This is a genomic window from Massilia frigida, assembly GCF_011682175.1.
Lineage (GTDB): Bacteria > Pseudomonadota > Gammaproteobacteria > Burkholderiales > Burkholderiaceae_D > Telluria_A > Telluria_A frigida.
The window spans coordinates 1-25,627 of sequence record NZ_WHJG01000036.1; the positions used below are offsets into that span (position 1 = coordinate 1).

At 63.7% G+C, this 25,627-nt stretch carries 19 protein-coding genes and 1 pseudogene; 14 read left to right on the forward strand and 6 right to left on the reverse strand.

Annotated features, from left to right (window positions below; genetic code table 11):
* Nucleotides 1-228 precede the first annotated feature (228 nt).
* From F2P44_RS26190 to F2P44_RS26200, 3 genes are all read left to right on the forward strand, one after another.
* Complete coding sequence (locus tag F2P44_RS26190) at nucleotides 229-1,191, forward strand: LuxR C-terminal-related transcriptional regulator (RefSeq protein WP_167090996.1); 963 nt, start codon at nucleotides 229-231, stop codon at nucleotides 1,189-1,191.
* A gap of 22 nt (nucleotides 1,192-1,213) precedes the next feature.
* Nucleotides 1,214-1,324, forward strand: coding sequence for a helix-turn-helix transcriptional regulator (locus tag F2P44_RS26195; protein WP_167090998.1), 111 nt, complete (start codon nucleotides 1,214-1,216; stop codon nucleotides 1,322-1,324).
* A 90-nt stretch (nucleotides 1,325-1,414) separates the two neighbouring features.
* The gene (locus F2P44_RS26200) at nucleotides 1,415-2,107 is read left to right on the forward strand and encodes an IS6 family transposase (RefSeq protein WP_167091000.1); all 693 of its coding nucleotides are present in this window, start codon (nucleotides 1,415-1,417) and stop codon (nucleotides 2,105-2,107) included.
* On the opposite strand, the gene F2P44_RS26205 is transcribed toward F2P44_RS26200, so the two are convergent.
* On the reverse strand, nucleotides 2,076-3,224 hold the full coding sequence (locus F2P44_RS26205; RefSeq protein WP_223165109.1) for a TonB-dependent receptor plug domain-containing protein: 1,149 nt from the start codon (nucleotides 3,222-3,224) through the stop codon (nucleotides 2,076-2,078). The genes F2P44_RS26200 and F2P44_RS26205 overlap by 32 nt on opposite strands.
* A gap of 289 nt (nucleotides 3,225-3,513) precedes the next feature.
* Between F2P44_RS26205 and F2P44_RS26210 the strand changes: the two genes are divergently transcribed.
* The 5 genes from F2P44_RS26210 (at nucleotide 3,514) to F2P44_RS26230 (ending at nucleotide 16,397) form a co-directional block, all read left to right on the forward strand.
* On the forward strand, nucleotides 3,514-4,275 hold the full coding sequence (locus F2P44_RS26210) for a hypothetical protein (RefSeq protein ID WP_167091002.1): 762 nt from the start codon (nucleotides 3,514-3,516) through the stop codon (nucleotides 4,273-4,275).
* Entirely contained in the window at nucleotides 4,224-6,968 is a 2,745-nt protein-coding gene (locus F2P44_RS26215; RefSeq protein ID WP_167091005.1) for a CHAT domain-containing protein, read from the forward strand. The genes F2P44_RS26210 and F2P44_RS26215 overlap by 52 nt, the downstream gene beginning before the upstream one ends.
* 36 nt (nucleotides 6,969-7,004) lie before the next feature.
* On the forward strand, nucleotides 7,005-8,780 hold the full coding sequence (locus tag F2P44_RS26220) for an alpha/beta hydrolase (protein ID WP_167091008.1): 1,776 nt from the start codon (nucleotides 7,005-7,007) through the stop codon (nucleotides 8,778-8,780).
* Between the two features lie 185 nt (nucleotides 8,781-8,965).
* Nucleotides 8,966-10,732, forward strand: a complete 1,767-nt coding sequence (locus F2P44_RS26225; RefSeq protein WP_167091012.1) for an ATP-binding response regulator — start codon at nucleotides 8,966-8,968, stop codon at nucleotides 10,730-10,732.
* Nucleotides 10,710-16,397: an alkaline phosphatase D family protein gene (locus F2P44_RS26230; RefSeq protein WP_167091016.1), complete on the forward strand. Its 5,688-nt coding sequence runs from the start codon at nucleotides 10,710-10,712 to the stop codon at nucleotides 16,395-16,397. Before F2P44_RS26225 ends, F2P44_RS26230 begins: the two co-directional genes overlap by 23 nt.
* Here F2P44_RS26230 and F2P44_RS26235 read toward each other — a convergent pair.
* A complete protein-coding gene (locus tag F2P44_RS26235; protein ID WP_167091018.1) occupies nucleotides 16,394-17,098 on the reverse strand; it encodes a response regulator transcription factor in 705 nt (234 codons plus the stop codon). The genes F2P44_RS26230 and F2P44_RS26235 overlap by 4 nt on opposite strands.
* 231 nt (nucleotides 17,099-17,329) lie before the next feature.
* On the opposite strand from F2P44_RS26235, the gene F2P44_RS26240 reads away from it, so the two are divergent.
* From F2P44_RS26240 to F2P44_RS26265, 6 genes are read left to right on the forward strand one after another with little or no spacing between them, the layout of a single operon-like run.
* Nucleotides 17,330-18,859, forward strand: coding sequence for a hypothetical protein (locus tag F2P44_RS26240; protein WP_167091021.1), 1,530 nt, complete (start codon nucleotides 17,330-17,332; stop codon nucleotides 18,857-18,859).
* A complete protein-coding gene (locus tag F2P44_RS26245) occupies nucleotides 18,856-19,470 on the forward strand; it encodes a hypothetical protein (protein ID WP_167091023.1) in 615 nt (204 codons plus the stop codon). Before F2P44_RS26240 ends, F2P44_RS26245 begins: the two co-directional genes overlap by 4 nt.
* Before the next feature lie 9 nt (nucleotides 19,471-19,479).
* Nucleotides 19,480-19,836 (forward strand): hypothetical protein, encoded by a 357-nt coding sequence (locus F2P44_RS26250; protein WP_167091026.1) that lies wholly within the window; start codon nucleotides 19,480-19,482, stop codon nucleotides 19,834-19,836.
* Entirely contained in the window at nucleotides 19,829-20,143 is a 315-nt protein-coding gene (locus F2P44_RS26255) for a hypothetical protein (protein WP_167091029.1), read from the forward strand. Before F2P44_RS26250 ends, F2P44_RS26255 begins: the two co-directional genes overlap by 8 nt.
* Entirely contained in the window at nucleotides 20,140-21,219 is a 1,080-nt protein-coding gene (locus F2P44_RS26260) for a radical SAM protein (RefSeq protein WP_167091032.1), read from the forward strand. Before F2P44_RS26255 ends, F2P44_RS26260 begins: the two co-directional genes overlap by 4 nt.
* 59 nt (nucleotides 21,220-21,278) lie before the next feature.
* Nucleotides 21,279-22,211: a LysR family transcriptional regulator gene (locus F2P44_RS26265; protein ID WP_167091036.1), complete on the forward strand. Its 933-nt coding sequence runs from the start codon at nucleotides 21,279-21,281 to the stop codon at nucleotides 22,209-22,211.
* A 1-nt stretch (nucleotide 22,212) separates the two neighbouring features.
* Here the strand turns inward: F2P44_RS26265 and F2P44_RS26270 are convergent, their stop codons facing one another.
* From F2P44_RS26270 to F2P44_RS35825, 4 genes and pseudogenes are all read right to left on the reverse strand, one after another.
* Complete coding sequence (locus F2P44_RS26270) at nucleotides 22,213-23,361, reverse strand: TonB family protein (protein WP_167091039.1); 1,149 nt, start codon at nucleotides 23,359-23,361, stop codon at nucleotides 22,213-22,215.
* A gap of 84 nt (nucleotides 23,362-23,445) precedes the next feature.
* A complete protein-coding gene (locus F2P44_RS26275; protein ID WP_167091042.1) occupies nucleotides 23,446-24,600 on the reverse strand; it encodes a TonB family protein in 1,155 nt (384 codons plus the stop codon).
* Nucleotides 24,601-24,687: 87 nt separating this feature from the next.
* Entirely contained in the window at nucleotides 24,688-25,080 is a 393-nt protein-coding gene (locus F2P44_RS26280; protein ID WP_167091045.1) for an iron chaperone, read from the reverse strand.
* A 45-nt stretch (nucleotides 25,081-25,125) separates the two neighbouring features.
* Nucleotides 25,126-25,611: pseudogene (locus F2P44_RS35825) on the reverse strand (diguanylate cyclase domain-containing protein).
* Nucleotides 25,612-25,627: the final 16 nt, after the last annotated feature.

Here is a 25,627-nt window from a genome sequence, read left to right on the forward strand (position 1 = left end):
TCATGGTGTGGGCGTTTTGATTAAGCGTTAGAAACTAAATCATGCCAGAAATGGGCGCCCACCCCCACCTTTTCGCTTGCGCTGCCAAGCAATTTTCATCCGTTCCGCTAGTTTTGCAAGAGGCTCACAAGCTAAATCTAAAACCGTCGACGCCGGGCATTTTCCGCATCTGGAAGTTCCCTTTTCGGAATGGCACCCGCTACACTTGAGCAATAACGCAGTCTCGCCATGACTTCCTTCAACAGTGAGTTGTTGAGCTTGTACAAAGATTGCCGTTCTGAATCAATCGACAGGTTCCAAATCGCAGTGTTTGAACGTATAAAGGCGCTAGTTCCTTTTGATTCGGGACGTTTGATTGGAGTTGATACAACTCGTGGCGGCGCTGAGGTCCGTACCTCACTAAATCACCGAGAGCCTGAAGCAGTGAACGTGCATTGGGAAGAAGTCGCTCGTCTTGATCGGGTTTTGTCCGCAGTATCGAACTCTCCAGGAATTGCATGCAACTTCAACGCTCGACGTCTCTTTTCGGATGCAGAAGTCGCAGTTGTTCTTGACTACACTGTGCGCTTCCGCCATTTGAATGGACTTGTCATCGCAACCATCAATGAGATATCGGGTTTGCTAGAGGGACTTTCGCTATACCGCGCGCGCGACGACGATCAGTTTACGTATGCAGACCAACGTTGTATTGAGGGGTTTGCTCCCCACCTTCAGCAAGCGTTGCAGATAAATCGTGCGTTGACTCAAGGTGCTGAACCTGCCTTTCCCTTTGCAATTATTTCTTACTCTGGATTGCTAAACTTCTGCACCTCTCAGTTCGACGAGTATTTACGCGCAGAGTTCGCCTCTTGGAAGGGCTACCGCATCCCTGAATTATTGCAACGAACGCTCGAAACGGATGGTTATTATAATTTCGTTAGTCATCCCGTTCGACTTACCGTCCAATGTCTCGAATCTGTATGGTTGGTGCGAGCACACCGCATCGAACCATGTGGACTAACTCCGCGGGAGTTAAAAGCTGCATTGTTATATGGGCAAGGTCTGACTCACAAAGCAGTAGCACGCCAACTCAACGTGGCGCCGTCTACAGTCCGAAATTTTATACAGAATGTTTACCAGAAATTAAACGTCCACGATAGAGCATCTCTGGCCCTAAAGCTTTCGGCTACTCCTGGCTCATTGTCGGCTTGATCCGCCGGTGGATGATGGAGCGATGAATAACACAATTCGTGAACTACGCGCCGAACGTGGATGGAGCCAGGCCAACCTGGCCGATCGGCTCGAAGTATCGCGTCAAACCGTCAAGGTTCTGTCGCGTTGTTGATCAAACGACGGAATGTTGGTTCTGTCGCATTAGCGAACGTCGGCGGGGCAATCATGTAAACTGCGGCGCCCCAACCCAGGACGAATCGACATGCTCAACTTCAAAGGGATGCGCTTCCCTATCGATGTGATCCTCGTCTGCATCCGGTGGTATGCCGGCTATCCACTGAGCTACCGGCACCTCGAGGAAATGATGGAAGAGTGCAGCGTGTCGGTCGACCATTCGTCAATTAACCGGTGGGCGATTCGCTTCCTGCCGCTCATCGAGAAGATGGCCCGGAAACACAAGCGCCCGGTCGGCTGCAGCTGGCGCATGGATGAGACCTACATCAAGGTCAAGGGCGTCTGGAAATACCTCTACCGTGCCGTCGACAAGCAGGGCAAGACCGTCGACTTCTTGCTGACGGCCAAGCGCGACATGGCCGCAGCGAAGCGCTTCTTCGACAAGGCCATCGTGGCGAACGGCTATCCGGATAAGATCGCGATGGACAAGAGCGGCGCCAACAAGGCGGCGATCGATGCGATCAACACCAGCCGCGACGTCCCGATCGTAGTACGCCAGGTCAAATACCTCAACAACATTGTCGAGCAGCACCATCGCGCCATCAAGCGGGTGACCAAGCCCATGCTCAACTTCAAATCGTTCCGGTCCGCCGGCTCGGTGCTCGCTGGAATCGAGCTGATGCACATAATCCGCAAGGGTCAGTTCGAAATCGACGGCGCCGATGCGATGTCGTTCGCCGAGCAATTTTTTACGCTGGCAGGGATGGTCCGTCCAGTTTGAGGCGCACAGTGCCGTTCCAGGGAAAATTCCGTCGTTTGATCAACAACGCGACAGAACCCGCGATGACGGGCAGGTAGCCGTCCGGGTACACCGACACGATATTTTCATCCTGCAGCGGACGGCGGAAGAAGCCGGCCGCGCGCGAATCGCGCCGCTGGTAGCTGGCCGAACCGTACAGCCGGGCCTCGTCCTGCAAGGGGATGCCGGCGTTGGCGAACACGGTCGCCTGCGTCAGTTCCGGCTCGCCGCCCCAGGTGTCGTAACGTTGGAAATCTTGCTCGCGCGGGTCGAACTTGCCGTTTACCAGGGGATACTGCTGGCGCACGTCGTAGGCGCTGCGTTCGGTATGCGATTGCTTTTTGTACTCGGCGGCCACGGTGAGGAAGGCATCCTCGGCCAGCGTAAAGCCTTTCCAGCCGCTCAGCGTGGTGCTGTGGCCGTCGGTGCGCTTGCGCGACCTGGGCACGTCGAGCGCCAGGCCGGCCGGCGGGGTGCCCGGATTGACTCCGTAATCCGTGATGCGCGCGCCGCTGCTGGCGCTCAGTTCGCCGCCGCTGCGGTTTTCGCGCAGGCGGAAATTGATGACGCCGGCAATCGCATCCGAGCCGTATTGGGCGGCGGCGCCGTCGCGCAGCACTTCCACCGTCTGGAGGATGGCAGCCGGAATGGAATTGAGGTCGGCGGAGGCCGAGCCACGGCCCACGGTGCCGTTGACATTGACCAGGGCCGAGGCGTGGCGGCGCTTGGAATTGACCAGCACCAGAGCCTGGTCCGGCGCCAGGCCGCGCAGGGTGACCGGGCGCACCGTGTCGGTGCCATCGGTCAGGCCGGGGCGCGGGAAGTTGAGCGCGGGCAGGGCGGCCGACAGCGCCTGGCTGACTTCGGTGACGCCATTATTGTTGATCAGCTCGGCCGACACCACGTCGACCGGCGACGCCGTATCGAGCACGGAACGGTTGGACACCCGGGTACCGGTCACCACCACGGCCGGCGGGGCTGCCTCGGCCCCGGCGTCCGCGCTTTGCGCCCAGCCCATGCCGTGCAGCGATGCGATCGACATCGCCAGGATGCTGAGACGGATGCCCGTGGGGCCGCGATGATAACCGTGTTGCTTCATTCCGTGTACTCCTGAGTGATAGGGGCGCCGGCGCGCGGCCGTGCGTTGGCAGCCACTATAAATTGTGCCTACCGTTAACAGAACGACGCATTTCACATAAGCTTGGAAGGCCGGAACAACACCGCTGCGCTGGCCCGACGGCTTGGCCTATTGGCCAGTTGGCTTTTCAAACCGCTTGCTGTAGTGTCATCAGTGTCACACCGCCGGGGCCTCCGCGCATGTCATGCGTTCGGACAAAAGGTGGCGTGGATGATCCAAACGACGTTTCGGATGAGTTTGGAGTCGTAGCGTGAACATTCACGCGACGCCTTATGTGGAGAATAAAATGCGGCGCTTTGCTCTCTCGTTTTTATTGCTCATGTTTGCCTTGACTGCACTCGCTGCCACAGAAGCGGACAAGTACGCGGCATTTCATGCGCTCACCAGGGACCTTGCGGCAAACGTCGAGGCGACGGCCGCGCGGCTTCATGCGGAGGGAATTCAAGGCTACGCGCCCGGTAGCGATCGGCGCAGTGCCGTCGAACGTTTAGGTAGCAGGCTCGAAAAATTTTCCCGGATTCCTGCGCCGACCGAGTGGGAGATTCGAAACGCCGGCTATGTGCTGGGCGGGCTCATCGAAGAGGCACCGGAGGTCTACGCGGCAGTCATCAACGAGCCTGCCATGCTCGCCCGGCTTCATTCCGCTGAGCTGAGCATGGGGATGGAGTTCTTTGTTTCGCCGGGATTGCTTGCGCAGGGCATGAAAATTCTCGACGATCTGCTCGCCTTGGCGAAGACCAGTCCAATTAAAAAGCCTGCTGCGGACAAGGAAGAGGAGCTCTTCGGTAGCGAGAATATCGACGATATGGTCAGTGAGCTGAAAAAGAAAGTGCTCAGGTCGCAGCCGAGGCCTTCGCCAATCGCCATATGGCGGCCCGAAGCGGGGCAATGTTCTATAGGGCGCTTGGTACCTTGCATCGAAGCGGGCGAGCCTCCAACGAATCGCTGGATGTGCAGATCATGTCTTACCTGCTTGAAGCCAGGGGGCCAGCGTACCAGTACTATCGCCTGAACGCTTTCTACGGCAACAACTACGCACTGGCCAATCGCCTCGGCAGCATGTTCTTCGCAAAATACTGCGCTGACATGGACAACGCCAGTTTTACGTGCTTCACCGTCATAACGCAGACGGCCTTCAACTATTACCGGCTCGGCGATAGTGTCAGCTACAGGGCTACGCTGCAACTGCTGGATAAAGCACTCGCGCGACATCCGCAGCTGCAACTGGCACTCATGCCAGTTAGTAAGGTGTCCGGAGCAGACACAGAAAGGCGGAAAAAGGCGCTGGTGGAATTGCGCTCCTACGTACCCGATATGGACCGCCTGTTTGACGGAAATGACGGAGAGTGGGGATTCGAGGAGATGGAAAGGATTGCGGCCAACCTGATGCAAGCCCAAGCTGTGGGCTACTGGATCGCGCGAGCTGACGGCAAGCACTTCCCCCGGATCGCAAAGGCAATGGCCGCCGCCAAGGATGAGGAAATGTCCGAAGAAGACTGGGCGGCAGTGTTGATCTCCATGGCCTATTTAAGTGCCGCCGCACTCAATGACTACGATATATTACTGGCGTCCGTTAACGCTATGCGCGACTTATATGCCGCACTCGCGGCAGCAGAAGAGGTAAAGATCGACCTCACCCCCTTCGATCTCATGAAGCTTGGAGCGCTGTACAGCGCCAACCAGCTGAAAGAGGCACGGCAACTCGTCAAGACAATAAGGAATAGCCCCGCATTGCGCTCGCCCCACATCGATGCCGTGCCAGCGCCTTTGAACGTCCTGTCCAGCTGCCACGCGGCGGCGAACTTCGCGCCGAACGAGGATGCGGATCAGGTAATGCCCGCTAAAGAATATCTATTAAGTAAGATCGCCATGAAGATCGGGCTGAAAATGGGCGAACGGGTACCGACAGCGGCGGTCCGCTCGATCATGGAATACGAGGCCCGCGAATTGTTCGCAAAAGCATCCGGCATGGACGAGGCACGTCAAGCGTTCCTGCCTTCGGATTTTGTCGCGAACTGGCCGGACTACAGCAAGGTATTCGCAGGCGATCACGTGGCGCGAACCCGACTCGCCCAGGCGGCCAAATGCTTGCTCGCGCGGCCAGAAATCGTCATGCGCCTGGGGCAGGAGTTCGTTAACAAAGGCAGCAAGGAACGCCAAACCCTGAATGCCGCCATTTTCACCATGCTGGCCGACAGTGGGACGTTTCAGCAGCACAGCAATGCGATCGGCAACGAAGACTTCGTTTTGTTGCAGGCTGCCTCCATCATGCAGGCGCACAACGGCATCTCCTCAGCGACGGCCCGATCCGTCTTCGCAAGCGTCGATGTCCGCAACAGTATCCAGGAGGCAGAGCTTGGCATGGTGCGGCTTTCCGACCAATTTAACGTGGCGGCCAAGGAGCTTCACTTATCGGACATGGTAAGACGGATGTCCACGAACAGCGCTGACGGCCTCGAGAAAATGATGTCCAGCATGATGGATCACCCAGCAGAATACGCAAGATATGCGGAACTGAGGAATCAAAGCATTGCCACGCTGGCCGAAGTAAAGAAAGCGCTGACGGCAGACGATGCCGCTATGCTGTTGACGCTGTTTGATGACACGCTGGTATCCGTCGTAGTGCGGCACGATTCTGCCAGAATTGTGTCCACCAAGGTCTCGCGCAATGCGATGAAAAATGCCGTGGCAAAACTAAAGGCAAGTACCAATTTTCTCTCGCAGCAGAGTACCCGCTTGCCTCCCGCTTATCGTGCCGACATCGCCTGGCAGCTCTACAAGCAGTTATTCAAGCCCGTCGAGGCATTGCTCGCCGGCGCGCGCACGGTCTATCTGGTGGCAGGTGAAGATCTGGCGCTGATTCCATTTTCAGCGTTGGTCACAGCGGCGCCGCCGGCCCAGTCGGCCATCGATTTCTCGACGTATCGCCGCTTGCGTTGGCTCGGAGACAGGCTTGCCTTTGTTTCGCTTCCCTCCGTGCATTCGCTGCTAAAAACCAGCGCCGCAAACGACCGGGAAAATCCCCGTTTGCTCGGCGTCGGCAACCCGGAGGTCGCGATGCAAATGCTGATCGATCTTCGTCTATCGCCGATGCCCGATACCGCAAGCTTGCTCGACAGGGTTCGCAAGCCCGGCGATCCGGCGCCGCTGCTACGAGCCCAAGCCAACTATGGGGGCCTGGAAGCGGCCAGCAATAGCGCAATCCTGTCGAGTGGCGACATGGCCTTGATCAACTCGCACGCATTGGCTGCGGGCGAGAGCGCAAAATACGGAACGCAGGAACCTGCCATTCTGCTGGCACCCACAAGCCAGGCCGATGTCGCCGATTTCCTCGATCCGTCCAAGGTGATGTCGCTGAAGCTCTCACTAAGACTGATCATGTTGCTTGCGTGCGAGACGGCGGGTGGCCGAACGATCGACAATGCCCAGCCATATGCGGGACTGGTCAATTCATTTTTCTTCGCAGGTGCGGATTCCGTTGTGGCGACCAATTTGCCGGTTGATCCGGCTGTCGCGGAAGACTTCGCGGTGAACTTCCTTCGCTACGTGAGGGACGGCAAGAAGTCCAGCGCAATGGCGTTGCAGATGGCCGCAGCCGATGTCCGTTGCGCAAACGATTCCATGGCATGCGCCGAGGGCGACAAATATGTGTGGGCCCATCCTGCGTATTGGTCGCAATTTACGCTAGTCGGTTCGGGCCGCTGAATCCGACGTTAACGCGCTCTAAATAAAGGAGAACACATGAGCTCATCCCATTGCCAGACCATACATGCGCATGCATGGCAAGCTGCCGCCGCCCTGTTTTTTAGTGGCATGTGTTTTGCCCAGGCCGCACCGACGGTGTCGGAACTGATCATCAAGAACAATGCCAAAGACGGTGAGGTGTCGACCGCTACCCTGATGCACATCATTGCGACGGCGGCGCCCAAAGACAAGGATGAGCGTGAGGTGGTGCTCAGTATGAAGCTCGATGCCCTTGAGCGCTACCTGAACAATGAGGCACCGGATAAAGCCACCGCTCTGGCGCTATCGAAAACGGTCGTTGACGAGGCACGCGAGCTCTACGGAAAGGACAGCGCCAGGTTGATCCCTGTATTACGCCTGGCTGCAAACGTGTGCTTGCGCTCCAAAGAACCGGCCCGTGCCGTCGGTCTGCTGACCGACGCGCTGAGAGTGTCCGACATCGTTTATGGCGCCGATGACCCGGCCAGCCGTTTTGTCCTGCGCGATTTGGGCCGGATCCATGCCGCAAAAGGCGATGCTGCCCAGGCCGTACAGTTCACGAAGAAAGCAGACTATTTGAAGAAGGTGGCTCCCGCCTCGATCAAGGGCATCAGCGTCTTGGCGAGCGCTCCGCCCGCGATTGAATCGAAGCCTTATCAGCTGGTTCCCGTCTTTTTTCAGACCACCCGCACAAAAACAGGTAACGACGATCCCCAGGCGTATTTCGGCACGCAGCGCGCCGGGGCGAGCAGCTATGGCGTTTCCTACGTCAGCGTTCCGCGCCAGCGCGAGAGCGGCACAATTCCGCACGCATCCATCCTCAAGCTCGACTTCAGCACCGATCCCAACCACCATGTGATTCTGAAGGAAATCTCCCTTTATGACGGCAGGGCTGGTTTCCTGAAAGCCATCGGCGAGAGAATGAATGCCTCCGCTCGCAAGGAATCGCTGGTCTACATCCACGGCTTCAATCAATCGTTCCAGGATGGCATGGAAACGGCGGGAATGCTGGCCGTCGATCTGGAAATCGATGGCAGCGTGGTCTCCTACGCCTGGCCCTCCAAGAAAAATGTGTTGAAGTACGTCGCGGATATGGATGAATCGAATGCCCTGATCAATAAGGAGGCCCTTAAAGACTTGCTGGTCGACGTGTCCAGCTCGGTTGGCGCGAAGAGCGTCTACGTCATCGCACACTCGATGGGCAATCGATTGCTGCTCGAAGCGCTGCAGCTCTTGCCTTCCAGCGGTGAAAAGCGGCGTTTCGATAGCGTGATCTTCGCCTCGCCCGACGTCGAGAGCAAGGAGTTCGACACAATGGTCGGCAAAACCTACAGCCAGGCAAGCAGAATGACGCTATACACGGCAGGGCGCGATATCCCTCTCAGTCTGTCGGAATTGATTCGCACCGGACTGTTCAATACTGATCATTTGAAGCGTGCCGGCGACCGCGATGGCGGTGTCCAGTCACTCCCATATCTGGACGTGGTCGATGCGTCCAAGGCGCAGTCGGATTGGCTGGGACACAGCAACTTCACCCAACTTGCGAAGGATGACTTGAGGGCTTTGTTGTGGCTGCGCGTCCCGGCAACCAGGCGCTGCGTGCTACAGGCACAGACTGGAGGATGGCGCTACGATCCGCAGGAAAACTGCAGCTCTGGCGCCTTTGGCATGGCGACCTTATTTTATAGGCGTCTCCAGGATACGGCCAAGGCGGCGGCGCAGCTCGATAGCACTGCCGGCCCGCTGGCGAAGCAGGCCAGTTCTATCCTCAAAGCCATGCTGCCGACGAACTAGCGCCGACCCGGCGATTCGTGCATCCGCCTCACGCGGCAATGGGCTGGTGAGCGCGCCGCGCGCGTTTCCTTCCGGCTTGGCCTATTGGCCAGTTGGCTTTTCAAACGGCTTACTGTAATGTCATGAGATTCGCGCCGCCGGGGGCGCCACTGCGCCTGTCATGCTTTCGCTAAGGGGTGGCTTGGATGACGTCAGAAGTCAGGGATGCAACCGCACACAGCCTCGAAGCCGAGCTCCTCCGGCTGCTCGCGCGCCAGGGCCGCCGCGTGCCCATCCCGGTCTTTCTCGGCGCCGTCATGATCGCCGCCCTGGCGTGGGGACGCGTCCCCATCTTGTACCTTGGCGCCTGGCTGCTGCTGGTGGCGCTGGTGCTGGTGGCGCGCTGGGTCATCCTGGGACGGCTGCCGGCGCTGGCCGACCTGAGCGACGCGCGCCGCCTGCAAATCTGCATCGCCCTGAGCGCCCTGAATGGCTGCACGCACGCGCTCTCGCTGCTCTTTTTCACGGCCCTGCCCGAATTCCAGCGCGCCATCCAGTCCCTGCTGCTGGTGGGGCTGTGCGCCGGTTCGGTCGCCACCACCGCCGGTTACCGCCCGGTGTTTCTCGCCTTCCTGCTGCCGGTGATGGCGCCGCTGGTGGCCCAATGGGCGCTGATGGGCCATGGCGGCTGGATCGGCGGCGCCACCGCGCTCATCCTGGCCCTGTTCGGCGCGGTGCTGATCGCCCTGGCCAGCGACTCGTTCCGCCTGTTTCGCGAATCGTTCGAAATCCGCCTGCAGCAGGCCAGCCTGAACGCGCAGCTCAACACGGCGCTGAGCGCGGCCGAAGCAGCCAACCGCGCCAAGACCCGCTTCCTGGCCTCGGCCAGCCACGACTTGCGCCAGCCGGTGCATGCGCTATCGCTGTTCGCGGGCGCGCTGGGCATGCAGCAGCTCGACGACGCCAGCCGCGACATCGCGCGCCACATGGGGCAGGCGCTGCAAACCCTGTCGGGCCAGCTGGACGCCTTGCTCGACGTCTCCAAGCTCGATGCCGGCATCGTCCAGGTCCGGCCGGCGGAACTGGAGGTAGCGCCTTTTCTCGCCTGCGTGTTCGACGAATACCTGCCGGCCGCCCAGGCCCGGGGCTTGCAGCTGACGCTCGACTGCGGCTGCGCACCGCTGATCGTGACCGATGAAGTGCTGCTCGGCCGGCTGGTGTGCAACCTGGTCGACAACGCCATCAAGTACACCTCCCACGGCACGGTCAGCCTGAGCCTGGACGGGCACGGCGGGCAGGTGGTGCTGGCCGTGGTCGACAGCGGTAGCGGCATTCCGCTCGCCGAGCACGACCGCGTGTTCGAAGAGTTTTACCAGCTCGGCAATTCCGAGCGCGACCAGAGCAAGGGCCTTGGCCTGGGCCTGTCGATCGTGCGCCGCCTGGCCGACCTGCTGCGCCTGCGCCTGGAAATGGTGTCGCTGCCGGGCGTCGGCACCAGCTTTTACCTGGTCTGCGATCAACATGGCCAGCAGCGCAGCGCCGAACGCCCGGCCGCCGCGCCGGCCGCCCCGATTGCGGCCCGCCATGTGCTGGTGGTCGACGACGACGCCTCGGTGCGCGCCGGCATGCAGGCCTTGCTGCAAGGCATGGGTGCGCAAGTCACGCTGGCCGGCGGCACGGCGGAGGCGCTGGTGGCGGGCGCGCACTGGTGTCCGGACTTGCTGCTGGTCGATTTTCGCCTGCGCGACGGCGACAACGGCCTGGCCACCGTGGCGGCGCTGCGCCAGCTCTACCCGCGCCTGCCCGCCATCCTGATCAGCGGCGATACCGCACCCGACCGCCTGCGCGAAGCGAACAGTGCCGGCCTTCCATTGCTTCACAAACCCGTCGCTGCCGACGTCCTCAGGCAAGCCCTGAACGAGGCCAGCGCACTTCAAGCGAGCGCGTGCCATGGACCAGACGAACAGCGGTAAGCGGGCGCCGGCATGGCTCTCGCAAGGCGTCGAACAGCTGTTTTCCACGCTGAAGGAGGAGGGCGAGCCGGCGCTCGATGTCGACGTGCTGATCGTCGGCAGCGGCTACGGTGGCGCGGTGGCGGCGGCAGGGCTGGCCGGCAGCGCGAAGGATGGCAAGCCGGTGACGGTCTGGGTGCTCGAACGCGGCAAGGAATACCTGCCGGGTTCCTTCCCCGGCCGCATGAGCGAACTGGCCGGCCACGTGCGTTTCAGCACGTCCAACGGGGCCGCGCCAAGCGGCGAGCGCGAGGGCCTGTTCGATGTGCGCGTCGGCAGCGACGTCAGCGCGCTGGTCGCCAACGGCCTGGGCGGCGGATCGCTGATCAATGCGGGCGTCATGGTGCGCCCGCGCGGGGCGCCCCTCAAGAAACTGGCCGCGCTGGTGGGCGAGCTGGAACCATACTTCGTCACGGCGCTCGACGCCCTGGGTGCGCGGGTCGGCGGCGCGGCGAATACGATCGAGAAGCACGCCGGCCCGGCGCCCGCCAAATACGAGGCCCTGCGCAAGATGGCCGGCCGGCTGCAACCGAACGATGGCGTATTCAGCCCGGCCGCGATCACGGTCGCCATGGGCGAGCGTCCCAGCGCCGGCGGCGTGGGCTTGTCGGCCTGCGCCATGTGCGGCGACTGCGCCACCGGCTGCAACCTGAACGCCAAGGAGTCGCTCGACACCAACCTGCTGTACCAGGCATGGAAGCAGGGCGCGAAACTCTACACCGGGGCCACGGTGCTGCGCATTGAGCGCGACGCCAGGCTGGGCGCCTGGTGCGTCCACGTCAACTATACCGACGCCCAGCTGCGGGCGCGGCGCGACCTGCCGTACAAGATCCGGGCGCGCAAGCTGATCCTGGCGGCCGGCACCTTCGGCTCCACCGAAATCCTGCTGCGCTCCCAGTGCGAGGAGCTCAGGTTCTCGTCGGCAATCGGCCAAAAGTTTTCCAGCAACGGCGACATGATCGCGGTCGCCTACGATGGCCCCGATCAGGTCAATGGCGTGGCCGACGAGAGCGTGCCGCCGCGCGAGCGCCAGGTCGGGCCGACGATCACCGGCATGGTCGACCTGCCCGGCCGCTTCGGCGACCTGCTGGTCGAGGACATGGCGGTGCCGGGCCCCCTGCGCCGCCTGTTCGAGGAAATGGCCACCACCGCGAACAGCCTGCATGAACTCGGCCGGCGCGACAGCGGCGCGCATAGCGGCCTGCCCGACGAGCGCGACCCGTGCGCGCTCGACCCCGCGCGGCTGGGGCGCAGTGCGCTGCTGGCCGTGATGGGCGACGATGGCGCCGGCGGCGCGCTCGAACTGGTCGGCGGCAAGGATGACGCCAGCGGCGACGGCGCGATCCGGGTACGCTGGCCGGGGCTGCGCGATCATCCCCTGTTCGAGGACCAGGTGCGCGCGCTGGGCGGCGCGCCGGACAGCGGCAATCCCGGGCCCGGTCCGAACGGCACCATTCTCCCGAATCCGCTGTGGAAGATGCTGCCCGAATCGATGGAATTCCTGCTGGCGAAGCGGCGCGGGCCCTTGCTGACCGTGCATCCGCTGGGCGGCTGCGCCATCGGCGCGAACGCGCTCGACGGCGTCGTCAACGACTGCGGCGAGGTGTTTCGCGCCCAGGCCGGGGACGACGGTGCCGTGTACGACGGCCTGATGGTGCTCGACGGCGCCATCCTGCCCGGCGCGCTCGGCGTCAATCCGGCCCTGACCATCACGGCGCTGGCGCTGCGCGCGATCGACAAGCTGAAACGGAAATGGGGGTGGAGTACGGCGCCTGCCGCCGCGCCGTCGCCGGTGCTCCGGCCGCGCTTCCGGCCAGAACAGGAGCCCGAGACACCACGCCCGACCACGGCCGAGTTCATCGAACGCATGTCCGGCCCGGCCACGCTGGTCGACCGGCGTGGCGTCAAGCTGCATTGCGTAATCGAGCTGAGCCTGCATTTTTCCACCATCGACCTGGCCGCCCTGGTGCTGCCGCAGGGGGGCAAAGCGGCACCCATCCAACGCGCCTTGCAGGTCGATCCCGCGACCAGCACCTTGGACATCTTCGACGCCACCCAGTGGGACGACTGGAAACTGCGGCGCGACGTGCCGGGCGAGATGCCGCCGCCGCCCTTGCTCAAGGCCGGCGTGGCGGGGACGCTGCATTTCTTCCATCGGGAAGCGTCCACGCCGCAGCAGCGCCGCTCCAACAGTTTGCGGCCGTGGCTGCTCAACCGCGGCTTGCGCGACTTGTGGCAGTGGGGCGCCGAGCGCTTGTCGCACGGCGGTTTGTCGTTCACGCGCGCGACGGCGCGCCAGTTGTGGGGCGACGTGCGCACGCGCTACGACAACGCCATGGCCGTGGCCTCGCACGCCGGCGAAGTGCGCCTGTTCGAGTACGCCCTCGTGATCGGTGCCGCCGAGGTGGCCGGCGCGCGCCTGGACGCCGGCAAATTCAGCGGCCAGCCGATTCTCGGCTGCAAGCGCTTCACCTACGCCCGCGCTTCGAACCCCTGGAACCAGCTGATGCGCATGGAGCTGGGCGCCTTCCCCTGCCTGAGAACGGGCACCCGGCCCGAGCTGGAGCTCGACACCAATTTCCTGGTGCGTGAAAACGTGCCGCTGTTCCGCATCCTGGATCAGCAGGACCAGCCATCCGCGCTGGCCGACGTGGTCGCGCTCGGCGCCTACCTGCTGCGCCTGCTGCTCACCATTCACGTGTGGAGCCTGCGCAAGCCCGATGCGACGCCAATGCGCGTGCCGGCGCGCCTGCCGGGCATCATCCCCGGGCTGCCGCATCCGGAAATCAGCGAACTCGAAGTCGACCAGTTGCCTGACGGCACGCCTGTGCATGTGCGCCTGACGCGCTACCGCTGCGACCAGCAGGACCCGGATCGCCCGCCGGTGGTCATGATCCACGGCTACAGCGCGAGTGGTACCACTTTTGCCCATCCGCAGGTCAAGCCCAACCTGGCCAGCTATTTGTGGAAGCGAAAACGCGACATCTGGATCGTCGACCTGCGCACCAGCAGCGGCATGCCGCACGCGCGCCACCCGTGGTCATTCGAGGATGCGGCGCATGCCGACATCCCGGTCGCGATCGACCATATCTGCCGCGCCAGCGGTTTCGGCTATCTGGACGTGGTCGCCCACTGCATGGGCGCGGCCATGATCAGCATGGCCATCCTGGCCGAGCCGCGCGCAGGGGAGCGCTTTGCGGCGGAGCGGCGGGCCATGAATGGCAGTATCCGGCGCCTGGTATTGTCGCAGGTGGGGCCGCTGGTAGTGTTCAGCCAGGCCAATATTTTCCGCGCCTATCTGCTCGGCTACCTGCGCCAATTGTTGCCGCTGCGTGATTTCGCGTTCCGGATCGACGGCGAACCGGGCCTCATGGACGAGGTAATCGACCGCCTGCTGGCCACCACCCCGTATCCAACGGAAGAATTTCACCTTGAAAACCCGTGGTGGCCGTGGGGCAAGGCCGATTTCGTGCGCACGCGCCACCGCATGGACGCGCTGTACGGGCGCGACTTCAGCCTGTGCAATGTGGACCGCCCGGTGCTCGACCATATCGATGACTTCTTCGGGCCGCTGAGCATCGAAACGGTATCGCAGGCCATGCATTTCGCGCGCCTGAAAACCATCACCAACCGCGCCGGACGCAATGTGTACGTGTCGCGCGAGGACATCAAGAAACGCTGGATCTTCGATACCATGAGCGTGCACGGCCTGGACAACGGCTTGTCCGATCCGGCCACCCTGGGCCGCATGGATGCCATGTTCAAGGACACCCTGTTCGCCTATGTCACCCGGCCAATGGAGGGATTCGGCCACCAGGACTGCTTTATCGGGCGCGACGCGCGCAAGGTGTTCGCGGCCGTGGAGGCGTTCATCGGACCGGAATCGACCTCGCTCGCGCAATACAAGACGAGCGACTCGCCCAGCGTCGACCGCTGGTCGCTGCGCACGCCCTGGAGCGGGCCGGTACGCACCAGTGTCGACACGCCGAACGGCTTCCAGGTCGGGGCCGGATCGGACCCCGCATACACGCGCGCGCTGCTGGTCGCCTTTATTCCAGTCAAGGTCGATGGCGAACACTACCGCATATGGTCGGGCACGGCCGGCGATTCGCCCAAGGCCGCTTTGTGGCGCGGCCTGCAGCTGTACGCCGGCGCCGGCGACGAGAATGGCTGGATGCAATTCGCGCCGGCGCGGCCGGAGGGCGCGGACGGGTTGCTGATGCTGCTCTTCTATGACGAAAAGCCGACCTTCTGGGATAACAGGGTGGACTTGCCGCAGTTCCTCCATCCGTCCTTGCGCGGCAGGGAGTTGATGGGGCTGCTGCGCGGGCGGCGCGCCATGGCCAGCCCGCCCATCCTGCCGGGCAACCCGCTCACGCTGGCGGCGATCCTCGCCGAGCTGCTCGATTTCGTCGACAAGACCTTCGACGATATCGTCCTCAGCATCGAGCGCGAACTGGCGGCCAGCCTGGCGACGACGCTGTTGCCGGGCCTGCTCGGTTTCGGCACCGGGGCCATTGGCAAGCAGCCAGCGCGCCTGTGCTTTGCGATGGGCAGTTGCCAGTACCCGGCCGGTATGCTCGACGAGGAACCGGCGTTCGCTTCCTTTGGGCGTCTATCCAGGCGGCTCGACAGCGATGACGGCACGCTGCCAGCCTTCCTGCTGCTGCTGGGCGACCAGATCTACAGCGACGCCACGGCCGGCCTGTTCGACCCCAGCGCGCTGGACGACCGCTATGTGCAGCCCTACGAAAAGCTGTTCGCGAACGAACACGTCAAGTCGGTCATGCGGCGCCTGCCCACCTTCATGATGCTGGACGATCACGAGATCATGGATAACTGGGAACCGCTGGCCCATGCGCGCCGGGTCGACCCCAACCTGACGGCGGGCCGCGCGGGCTATCTGCGTTTCCAGCGCACCAACGCGCTGGTGCCGTCGCTGGGGGCGGCGCAGGCGCCGCACAGCCTGGAGACGGGAACGCCGCTGCACGGTTTTGCCTTCTTCATCGCCGACACCCGTACCGAACGCCAGCCGCGTTCCGCAGCCACGGCGGCCAGCGCCTCCATCATGAGCGAGCGCCAGTTCAAACGCCTGCTCGACTGGCTGCTGGCCCAGCAGCGGGCCGATCCGGAGCGGCCCAAGTTCATCGCCTCGCCATCGATCCTGGTGCCGCGCCGGCTGCGCGCCATCCACGGCGGCCCGGGCGCGCACTGCCTGCGCTCGGACGCGTGGGATGGCTACCCGGCGTCGATGCAGCGGCTGCTGGCGCACATCGGCGGCCATGGCATCCGCAACGTGGTGTTCCTTTCCGGCGACGAGCATCTGTCGTGCACGGCGACCTTGCTGGTCCAGCCACCCGGCGCGGGGCCGGCGGTCACGATCCGCTCGTTTCACAGTTCGGCCCTGTACGCGCCATATCCGTTCGCCAATTCGATCGCGGAGGACCTGGCCGACAGCGGGGACGCCTTCGATTTTGCGGACCCGGCCGGCGCGTTTTCCGGCCGCTTCGACTGTACGGTGGAAGAGGTGGTGTATGCCAAAGGCGACGGTTTCGCGCTGGTCACGGCCGAACAGCGCGGCGGCCGCTGGGACATCGTCTGCACCTTCGACCGCGCCGCGCTCTAGCAGGCGCTGTGGGTGCGCTCCGGCGCGCGGTAGCTGGGCTGGCTTGACTCCACGTCGGGAAACAGGTGCAGGCGGTTCGCCTCGTACACTGCCGCCGTGCGGTTGAGTACGCCCAGCACCTTGAACGCGATGGCCAGGTGATGCTTGACCGTGCTCGGGGTCACGCACATTTCGCGCGCGATCACCTTGTTGCTCTGACCGCGAATCGCGCTGAACAGGGCTTCCCGCTGGCGCGGCGACAGTGCGTCGAGCACCGCATTGTGCGCAGACGGCGGGCGCGCAGGCGGCTGTGCGCCGGGAAATTGCGGGCGCGGCAGCTTGCTCGGCAGCGCCACGCCGCCGTTGAGCACGGTTTCGAGCGCCTCCAGCAAGGTGTTCAGGTCGGACGCCTTGGACACATAGCCCGCGGCACCATGCTCGATGGTCTGGAACACGATGCGCGGATCGGTCTCGCCCGAGACGATCACGATGCAGGCCGTATCGTAAGCCTTGCGCAGGATGGCCAGGTTGTCCATGCCGTCGTTGCCGGGCATGTGCAGGTCGAGCAAAATCACCTCGAAATGCTGACCGGCGCTGGCGTATTCCAGTGCTTCCTCGCGGCTTTGCGCGACCAACAGCGTGTTGCCCTTTTGCAGGCGGTCCAGCGCCATGGTCAGGCTTTCCGTGAACATCTTGTGGTCATCGACAAGCAGCAAGCGCACGACGGGCTCCTTTGAGGACATCGTCCGGACTAGTGCTCAGTCCGGTACTGGCCCGAATGGCCAGTTGACCCCGTAAGGCTAGCACATTGTCCATCCGGAATGGGCCCTCGGACTGGCCATGCGGACAATTTCGCACGCTGGTGCAACTTCCTATACTGGCTCCAGCTACCGGGCGGCGGACTGCGATGCCAACCGGACTGCCTTCCATCGGATGCGGACAAGGGAATCAACATGAATACTTTTCATCGGCTTGGCTGCGCGTCGCTGTGCCTGGCGTTATCGGGCTGCGCCGGGATGCACCTGTACAGCGAGAAGCGCGACCAGCAAGGCAAGGACCTGAAGGCGGCGTGGGCGAAAGTGGACTTGAACGGCTATTTCGCGGCCATGCATGAGCAGCGCAAGAAACTGCTCAAGGCGGACATCGATAGCATCGCCGCCGGCCGCAGTGCCGAGGTCGACAGCGCGCTGGTGCTGCTGCTCGATGCTCCGGTCGCCACGGGCGGCCCCAGCGAGAGAACGTTCTATTCGATCCTGGACGGCGAGCTCAAGCCGCTGGCGGCCACGACGGACGCCAGCGGCTTCCTGGGCGCGGTAAAACGATGGAAGAGCCTGTCACTGCAGCTGCAGGCAAACCGGGCCAGGCAAACCGCCTATCGCAAACTGCTCAAGGCCGAAGGCGCCGACGCACCATCCTGCAGTGCGGTCAATGTTGCCGCTAACGGCGAGCTGAGCAAGTATGCCGCCGAGTATCTTGGTGAGCTCGGCAAGCTGTGCGCAAGCGAAGTAACGCTCGCGGGCAATCAGGACGCGCTGATCGCGAAGCTACCGGCCGGGACGCTGCTCACCAGCGCCAAGAACACAGCCGATCTCGAGCGAAAGCACGCCGCTCTCGCCGCCGATGCCGATGCCTTGATGGCACAGTACCGCGCCTCGCTGGAGGAGTATGCGGCGGCGGTGCGCGCCAGCCAGCCCGGCAGCGCGCCTTCCGTGCGCTTGACCGCACTCGGCAAAAAGGTGCGCAGCGCGCTGGCACAGATGGCGACGCTCAACAATGTGCTCGGCAACGAGGCGCTCGCCGACGACCGCGTCAAGCGCATCGACGCCATCCTGCGCAAGCTGGGCACCAGCGCCGATCCCGGCAAGGATGCCAGCCGCGCCGAACTGGCGGCGGTCCTGGTCACGCGCGTCGCCGACGATGTGCAGGTGCTCGCCGATCTGGACAAGCCGCTGGTTCCGATGAGTCTGCTGATCCGGCGCGACCTGGAGAAAAACCGGGCCGACCTGGCCACGGTCCAGGCCGACCTGGTTCGCAAGGACATTGACCTGGTGCGGGCTGCCCAGGCGTCCCGGGTGGCCGAGGCAGTCGAACTGCTGGTGGCGCGCTCAAGACTCGACACCCTCCAACGCTGCTACAGGAGCATGCGCTTGGTCGACGCCATTGCCTTTCCTGCGGTTAAGGTCAATCCCCCCTGCGACGATGCCGACAGCCGGGCAGCGCTGTACGACGCCGCCGGCCGCTATTCCTATGCGATCGGCGACCAGCGCGCCCGCACCTTGCGGCTCGAAGAGTTGCGCCGCGACCTCACGCGTGAACGGCAGCTCGCTTTCGCCCAGGCCAACGCCGGCCAATGGGCGGTGCTGATCGATGCCACTGCGGGACAGGCGGTGGCGTACGCGGCGTCGGGCCAGAAAGCGTCCGATTACAAAGACCTGGTCCAGGCACTGTCCCTGCTCTGGATTGGACGAGGAGTGAACAAATGACGATCCGCTTTCTACCTTGCATGACGGCCGCGCTGCTGCTCGCGGGCTGCGCCACCTCGCCGGTGGCGCTGGAAGAAGCGCAGCACGGCCTGTCCCTGAGCGCCCAGCTCAAGCAGGAGCTGGCGCTGTACGCCAGGCGCCAGGCCGCCGTCGACGACATGCGCAAGGAGCAGCTCGGCGACAACATCAAGAGCTACAACGCACGCCTGCTCGACTTGCCGGGCGACGAACAGCTATATGAGTTCAGCGGCCAGGCCAAACGGCTGGCGGCGCTCAGGCAGTTGCGCAGCAGAGTGGCATTGCTGGGCGCCGCTGTGTCGGCCAAGGAAGCGGGCGTGGCCCACGTCGAGGAACTGATCAGCCAGCTGGTCACGCCGCTTCCTCCGCTGGGCGAGGCGCTCGGCGCGACCGGCAAGGCGTTCGGTGCACTGGGCAAGGAGTTGCCGTTTGCCGAGCGCGCCGCGCTGGCGGCATCGTTTTTTGAAGAGGTGCGCGAAGAAGCAAAGAAGAACCAGGCTGCGGCAACCGATATCGCCTCTGCCACCGCCAAGGAGCTCCCACAGAGCGCCGACGCCGTGGTGAGCACCGCAGTCAATCCATCCACCCACTAGGAGAACAATATGTCCGACTCAGCATTACCCTGGCTGCAAAGCGTCGAAACCATTTTGCAGCGCGCCATCGCCGACGTCACCATCGAATACGAAACCGCCAGCCTGAAGGACCGGGCGAAGGTGTACATGGTGCTGGCCAAGCTGCGCGAGCGCCGCAACACGGTCAACAACGCCATCATCGACATCCTTCAAGAACGAATCCAGGTCCGGCCGCCGTCGGCCGAGACGGTGGCGCGTAGCAAGGCCCTGACCGACGCGCTGCAATTGTTGGTTTTTACCATCGACAAATACGATGCCGTACTGAAACTGCTGTCCGATCTTTCCGTTCTGATCAGCAAAACCATCATGGAGCCCGCACATGTCTAAGCCAACCGACCTGAGCACCGCGCTGACGGCGCGCCTGCGTTATCACTACACCAAGGAGCAGATTGCCGGTCTCACCGATTCGGTGGCCGAGCTGCATGACATGGGGTTCAAATTCGACGACATCTTCCCGGACGGCATACTCAATCCCGACGCCCTGGTCCTGAAAACCTCGGTGCCGATGGCCGGGCTGGAGGCGGCGATCATGAAAATCCAGAAGCATCCCGAGCTGCGCCGCATCGAGATTTTCCCTTACGGCATTCCGGTACGCGATCTCTGGCGCATGCATGTCAAGGTCGGCCTGAAATGAACGCCGCCGCCACGCCTGGCGCCGGCCCGACCGCCAGCGCCATCTTCCATCTGCATCCTCTGCGCAGATGCAACCTGGCGTGTGCGCACTGCTATTCCGACAGCGCCCCGCACGCCGCCGGCCTGCTCAGCTTCGAGCAGGCCGGCGGCGCGATCCGGCAGGCGGCGGCGTGGGGCTACACCCGGCTCGCCATCTCGGGCGGCGAGCCGCTGCTCTACCCGTGGCTGGCCGATGTGGTGGCGCTGGCGAAGGACTGCGGAATGCAGACGGCGCTCATCACCAACGGCCTGCTGGTGCCGCACCGGAGCAACCTGGACATCCTGCGCCAGGTCGACACGGTGGCGGTCAGCATCGACGGCCTGGGCGCCACGCACGACGCCCTGCGCCGCCGGCCGCGCGCCTTCGCCGGCGTGCTGCACAGCATCCGCCTGCTGGCCGACGCCGGCATCGGCTTTCACATCATCTGCGGCGTGAGCGGCGAGAACCTGGATGATATCGATGAACTGGCCGCGCTGGCCTGCGACCAGGGCGCGGCGGCGCTCCAGCTGCACCCGATCTCGGCGGCCGGACGCGCGCTCACCACCATGGCCGACGCCGTGCTCGGCCCCGACGACGCCAACCTGCTGTACCTGGCCGGCACGCTGCTCGCGGCGGCGTACGCCGGGAAGATGGGCGTGCACACCGACCTGGTGCACCGCAATTGCGTCATCGCGCGGCCCTGCATGATCTATGCCCGCGCCGCCGGCGCCGGCGATACGGACGCGCGGCCAGCCGACCTGCTCGGCGTGCTTGTGCTCGAACCGGATGGTACGGTCAATCCGGTCAGCTTCGGCTTTGGTTCCCTGTACGGCTTGGGGAACATTCTCGAACAGCCGCTTGGATCGATGTGGGAACCCTGGCTGGACGACGGTTACCGCCGGCTCGTGCGGCTGGGACGCGGCCTGCTGGACGAACTTGGCGCGCCATCCGCCCCGTCAGTGTTCAATCCCAGCGACGTGCTGCGCGTCGCCTCGCATCGGCTTGGCGCAACCCTTATGCGGCGTGGCGTTGCGCGGGAGGCGCTGGCGCTGGGCTGAGCGGCGTGGCGGAAGGATGGGATAATAGGCAACGAAGAACCGGTTCCGGAGACATTGTCATGCTCATGCTGTCGAAGCACTTACCCAGCACCAGGACCTTGCAGTGCTATCTCGCGGTGGCGCAGGAACTCAATTTCCGCCGTGCCGCCGAGCTGCTGAACATGTCGCAGCCGCCGCTGTCGCGCCAGATCAAGGGCCTGGAAGACCTGCTCCGGGTGCAACTGATCGTGCGCGACACTCACCGGGTCAGCCTGACCACGGCCGGTGAAGCCTTCAAGGACGAGGCCCACCGCGTCCTGCTGGCGCTGGACGCGGCGGTCGCCGGCGTGAAGGCCGATTGTCACGATGACGATGCGGCCACCGTGCGCATGGGCCTGACCAGCGTGATCAATCATTCCCTGATGCCCGGGCTGAACGCGCTCGTCACCGATCCGGCCTTCACCGGCGGACGCGCGCTGGAGCGTGCCTGGTCGAAGCGCCTGGTCGAGCGCGTCCGCAGCGGCGAGCTCGACCTGGCGATCGTCGGCGATATCGCCACGCCCGCCGATGACCTAGCGGTCGAGACGGTCGGCAGCGAACCGATGATCGTGGTCCTGCCAGCCTCCCATCCGGCCGCCGCGCAGGCCGAGGTGGACCTGGCCGCACTGGGCGCCATGCCCCTGTTCTGGTTTTCGCGCACCGACAATCCCGCCTACTACGACAAGTGCGAGCGCAGCTTCAGGGACTTCGGCTACGCGGCGCCGCGCCGCCTCGAACCGAAGGACTTCACGATGCTGCTGGCGCAGGTGGCGGCGGGCGAGGGCGTGGCCCTGTGCCCGCAGTCGATGCAGGCCACCTCGCGCATCGGCGTGGCTTACCGCGCGCTGCCGCCGGCACTGGCGCGCCTGCTGTCGATCGATGTACAGGTGGTCTCGCGCGCGCACGAAACGCGCGGCGCGGTGCGCGACAAGGTCGGCACCATCCGCGCGGCCCTGGCCGGCAAGCCGACCTGACTCAGCGCGGGCGCGGGGGCCGTATTTGCGAGGCCATGCGCCACTGAGTCGCCTTGACCGGGTCGGCCGTCACACCCTCGCCGCGTTCGTACATCGTGGCCATGAGACGCTGCGCCGGCTTGCTGCCGCCGAGCGCCGCCTTTTCGTACAGCGTCACCGCCATGGCTTTATCCTGCGGCACGCCGCGTCCGGTGTCGTAGCATTGCGCGAGGAGGAACTTTCCCGTGAAATCGTCTTGCGCCGCGGCCTTGTGCAGCAATGCAATGCCTTGCGCTAGCATGTCCGGCGTGTTCTTGTTGAGCAGGAACCCAGCAAAATACGCTTGGCTGACCGCCAATCGTTGCATGGCCGCCCTGCGAAACCATTCCCGCGCCACAACTTCGTCAACGGGCACCCCGATACCTTCGAGTGTCAGGACTCCCATCATGTGCTGCGCCTCGGGCATGTTCAGCTCGGCGGCCTTGCGATACCAGATCATGGCCTGTGCCAGGTCTGGCTTGCCGGAAACGCCGAAGTGAAGCGCGGCGCCCAGGCTGTAGATGGCCCAGACATGACCTTGTTCCGCCGCCTTGCGCCACCACGCGAAGGCTTGCGCGGGGTCGCGCACGACGCCGTCGCCATCCATGTAGATCGACCCCAGCTTGTACTGCGCTGCGGGATCGCCGCGTTCTGCATTTGCGAGGGCGGCAGGCAGGGCGGCGGCAGCCTCGGCCGGGGTCGGTCCGTCCAGGGTCCAGACGTATTGCATCTTCGTCCATGCGACCACCGGTTTGCCGTCGATGCGGCTGGGCCTGAACATGCAGCGCCGGATGCCTTCCTGGGCAGCCAGGTCGAGCAAAGGAAAGCCGCTCGACTTGACTACTTTGGCCTCCTTGACTGCGCCGTCGCTGCCGATCAGAAACGCCAGCGTGACCGTCCCTTCCTGCTCGCCGTACAGGGCGGCTTTGGGATAGACCGGCTTGGAGCAGGAGCGGAACTCGGCCACGGGCTCGGTCGCTTTACCGTTCTTCACTAACAGGGGTACCACGCTCGTGGGCGAGCGAGCGCCCATGTTTTGTTGCGCAAGCGCGTTGCTGGACATGGCCGTCAGCACGGCGATCATGAGGGCAAGCCGGCGCGGCAAGCGGGAGAGGGGGACAGGGAAGCTCATGCAGACTCAGGGGAAAATTTCATTGTTCCAATTTTACATGGTTGCATTCCCTATGGAAAAATCCCTTGCGGCCGGCGTTCGGGCTCAGCGCGGCTGCGGGAGCGGCTTTTCCGCAATCTTGCGCCATTTGGCCGCCTTGACCGGGTCGGCCGCCACGCCACGGCCCTGTTCGTACATCGCGGCAATGGATTCCTGCGCCGGTTTGCTGCCGTTCAGCGCCGCTTGTTCGTACAGGGCTGCGGCCTGGGCCACATCGCGTGCCACGCCGTTGCCGTTTTCGTAGCAGCGCCCGAGGAGAAACTGCCCCTGGACGTCGTTTTGCGCGGCCGCCTTGCGCACCAGCGCGAGGCCGTGCTCAATCCACTCAGGAGAAACTTCTTTCATCAGCAACCCGCCGTAAAACGCCTGGCTCGGTGCGTATCCTTGCGCGGCGCCCTTGCGGAACCATTCGCGCGCCGCGTCCACGTCGCGGGCGTAGCCGGGCTGGCCCATCGCCAGCATGCCCATCCTGTGCTGCGCTTGGGGCAGGCCCAGGTCGGCCGCCTTGCGGTACCAACTCGCCGCCTGTGCCGGGTCCTGCTTTTCGCCAATCCCGAGGTGGAAGGCCAGGCCCACCGCCATATGGGCGGCCGCGTGGTCTTGCGCCGCCGCCTTGCGCCACCATGCCAAGGCTTGGGCCGGATCTCGCGCCACGCCCGCGCCATCCATGTAGCTGATGCCGAGCGCGTACTGCGCCTGCGGTTCGCCGCGCTCGGCCGCCGCGCGCGTGTCGGCCAGTGTGGCCGCCGTTCCTTCCACGGCCGAATTGTCGATCGTCCAGACGTATTGCATTTGCATCCAGGATTCGATCGCCGTGCCGTCCACCTGCGCCGGCTTGAACTTGCAGGGCACGAGTCCATTGTGGGCGGCGATGTCGAGCAGTTGAAAACCGCTCGACTTGACGATCTTGGAATCCTTTACCACACCATCGACGCCGATCAGGAAGGCCAGCGTGACCGTGCCTTGCTGGTCGTAGCGCAAGGCGGCTTTGGGATACTCCGGCTTGCCGCATTCGCGGTGTTCGGCCGTGCGAAGGGCGGCGTTGGTGCTGTACGTACCCGCAGCTGGCGCGACCGGGATAGTCAGGGGCGTCTCGCTGCGCTGGGCCAGCGACTGGGAGCATACGGTCGCCAGCATGACGGCAAGCGCGGCGAACCGGCGCGGGTGGTGAAGCGAAGGGAAGTGGGCAGTCGTGGCCATGAGAATTCGAAGTAAAATTGCAATTGTGCAATTCTACAGGGGAAGTTCTCTGCGGTAGGACAAGTCCGGTCGACCTGAACGGCCGCGTCAGGACGATGCCCGTGTTTTTTGCTTGCGCCAGAAGGTCGCGCAATGCATTTTGTCTAGCATATTGAATTCGACAATTCGCTGGAGGAGTGGGAAATCGACATCGCGGTTCCACGGAATGCGGATCAACAGTTTGGTATGTTCATAGCCAGCCTGTTCGATCTCCCTGGCAAAATGATCGATCGCCGCCGCTTCGGGCGCGACCGCCAGATGCGGCTTGGCCAGGCTGAAACCGATGATGAAGGTGCCGTGATCGGTGAACATCGGCTGGTTCCAGGCGATTTTCCCATCCAGTTGCGGGAACTTTTCGCCTACCCAATCGAGAACGGCTTGCGTACGTTCACGTTGCTGTGGATCGGCGATCTGCGCCAGGAAATCCGCGAACACGGTCATGATGTCACCTTGAGAGTTGCCGATAGTCAGGCCGGCGCGCCATCGTCAGGGCACGCCGGCGACACGATACTGGTTTTTGCCCGCATGCTTGGCGCCGTACAGGGCCGCGTCCGCATGCGTGGCCAGCACCTGCGCTGTGGCGGCCTGATGCGGGCACCAGGCGATGCCGATGCTGGCCGACACGCTGCACGGCTGGCCAAGGACATCGAAGGCCAGCGCCATCGCGGCCACCAGCTTCTACCCGACCGTGTCGCATTCGGCGGCCGACTCCACGTTTTCCAGGGTGATGCTGAATTCGTCCCCGGCGAGACGGCAGACGGTGCCGGTTTTCCTCACCGCTGCGGTCAGGCGGCGGCCGAATTCCTTGAGCACTGCGTCGCCGCCGGCGTGCCCGAGGGTATCGTTGATGGTCTTGGTCAGCCGGTCGAAGCGCTCTTCAGGCGGCGTGTCGAGCAAGGCGAGCGCCTCAAGCGCGCGTACGCGCGCGGCATCGTCCACATCGTCAATAACCGTATGCATGGCCAGCGTCATCCAATCTCGCGTCGAC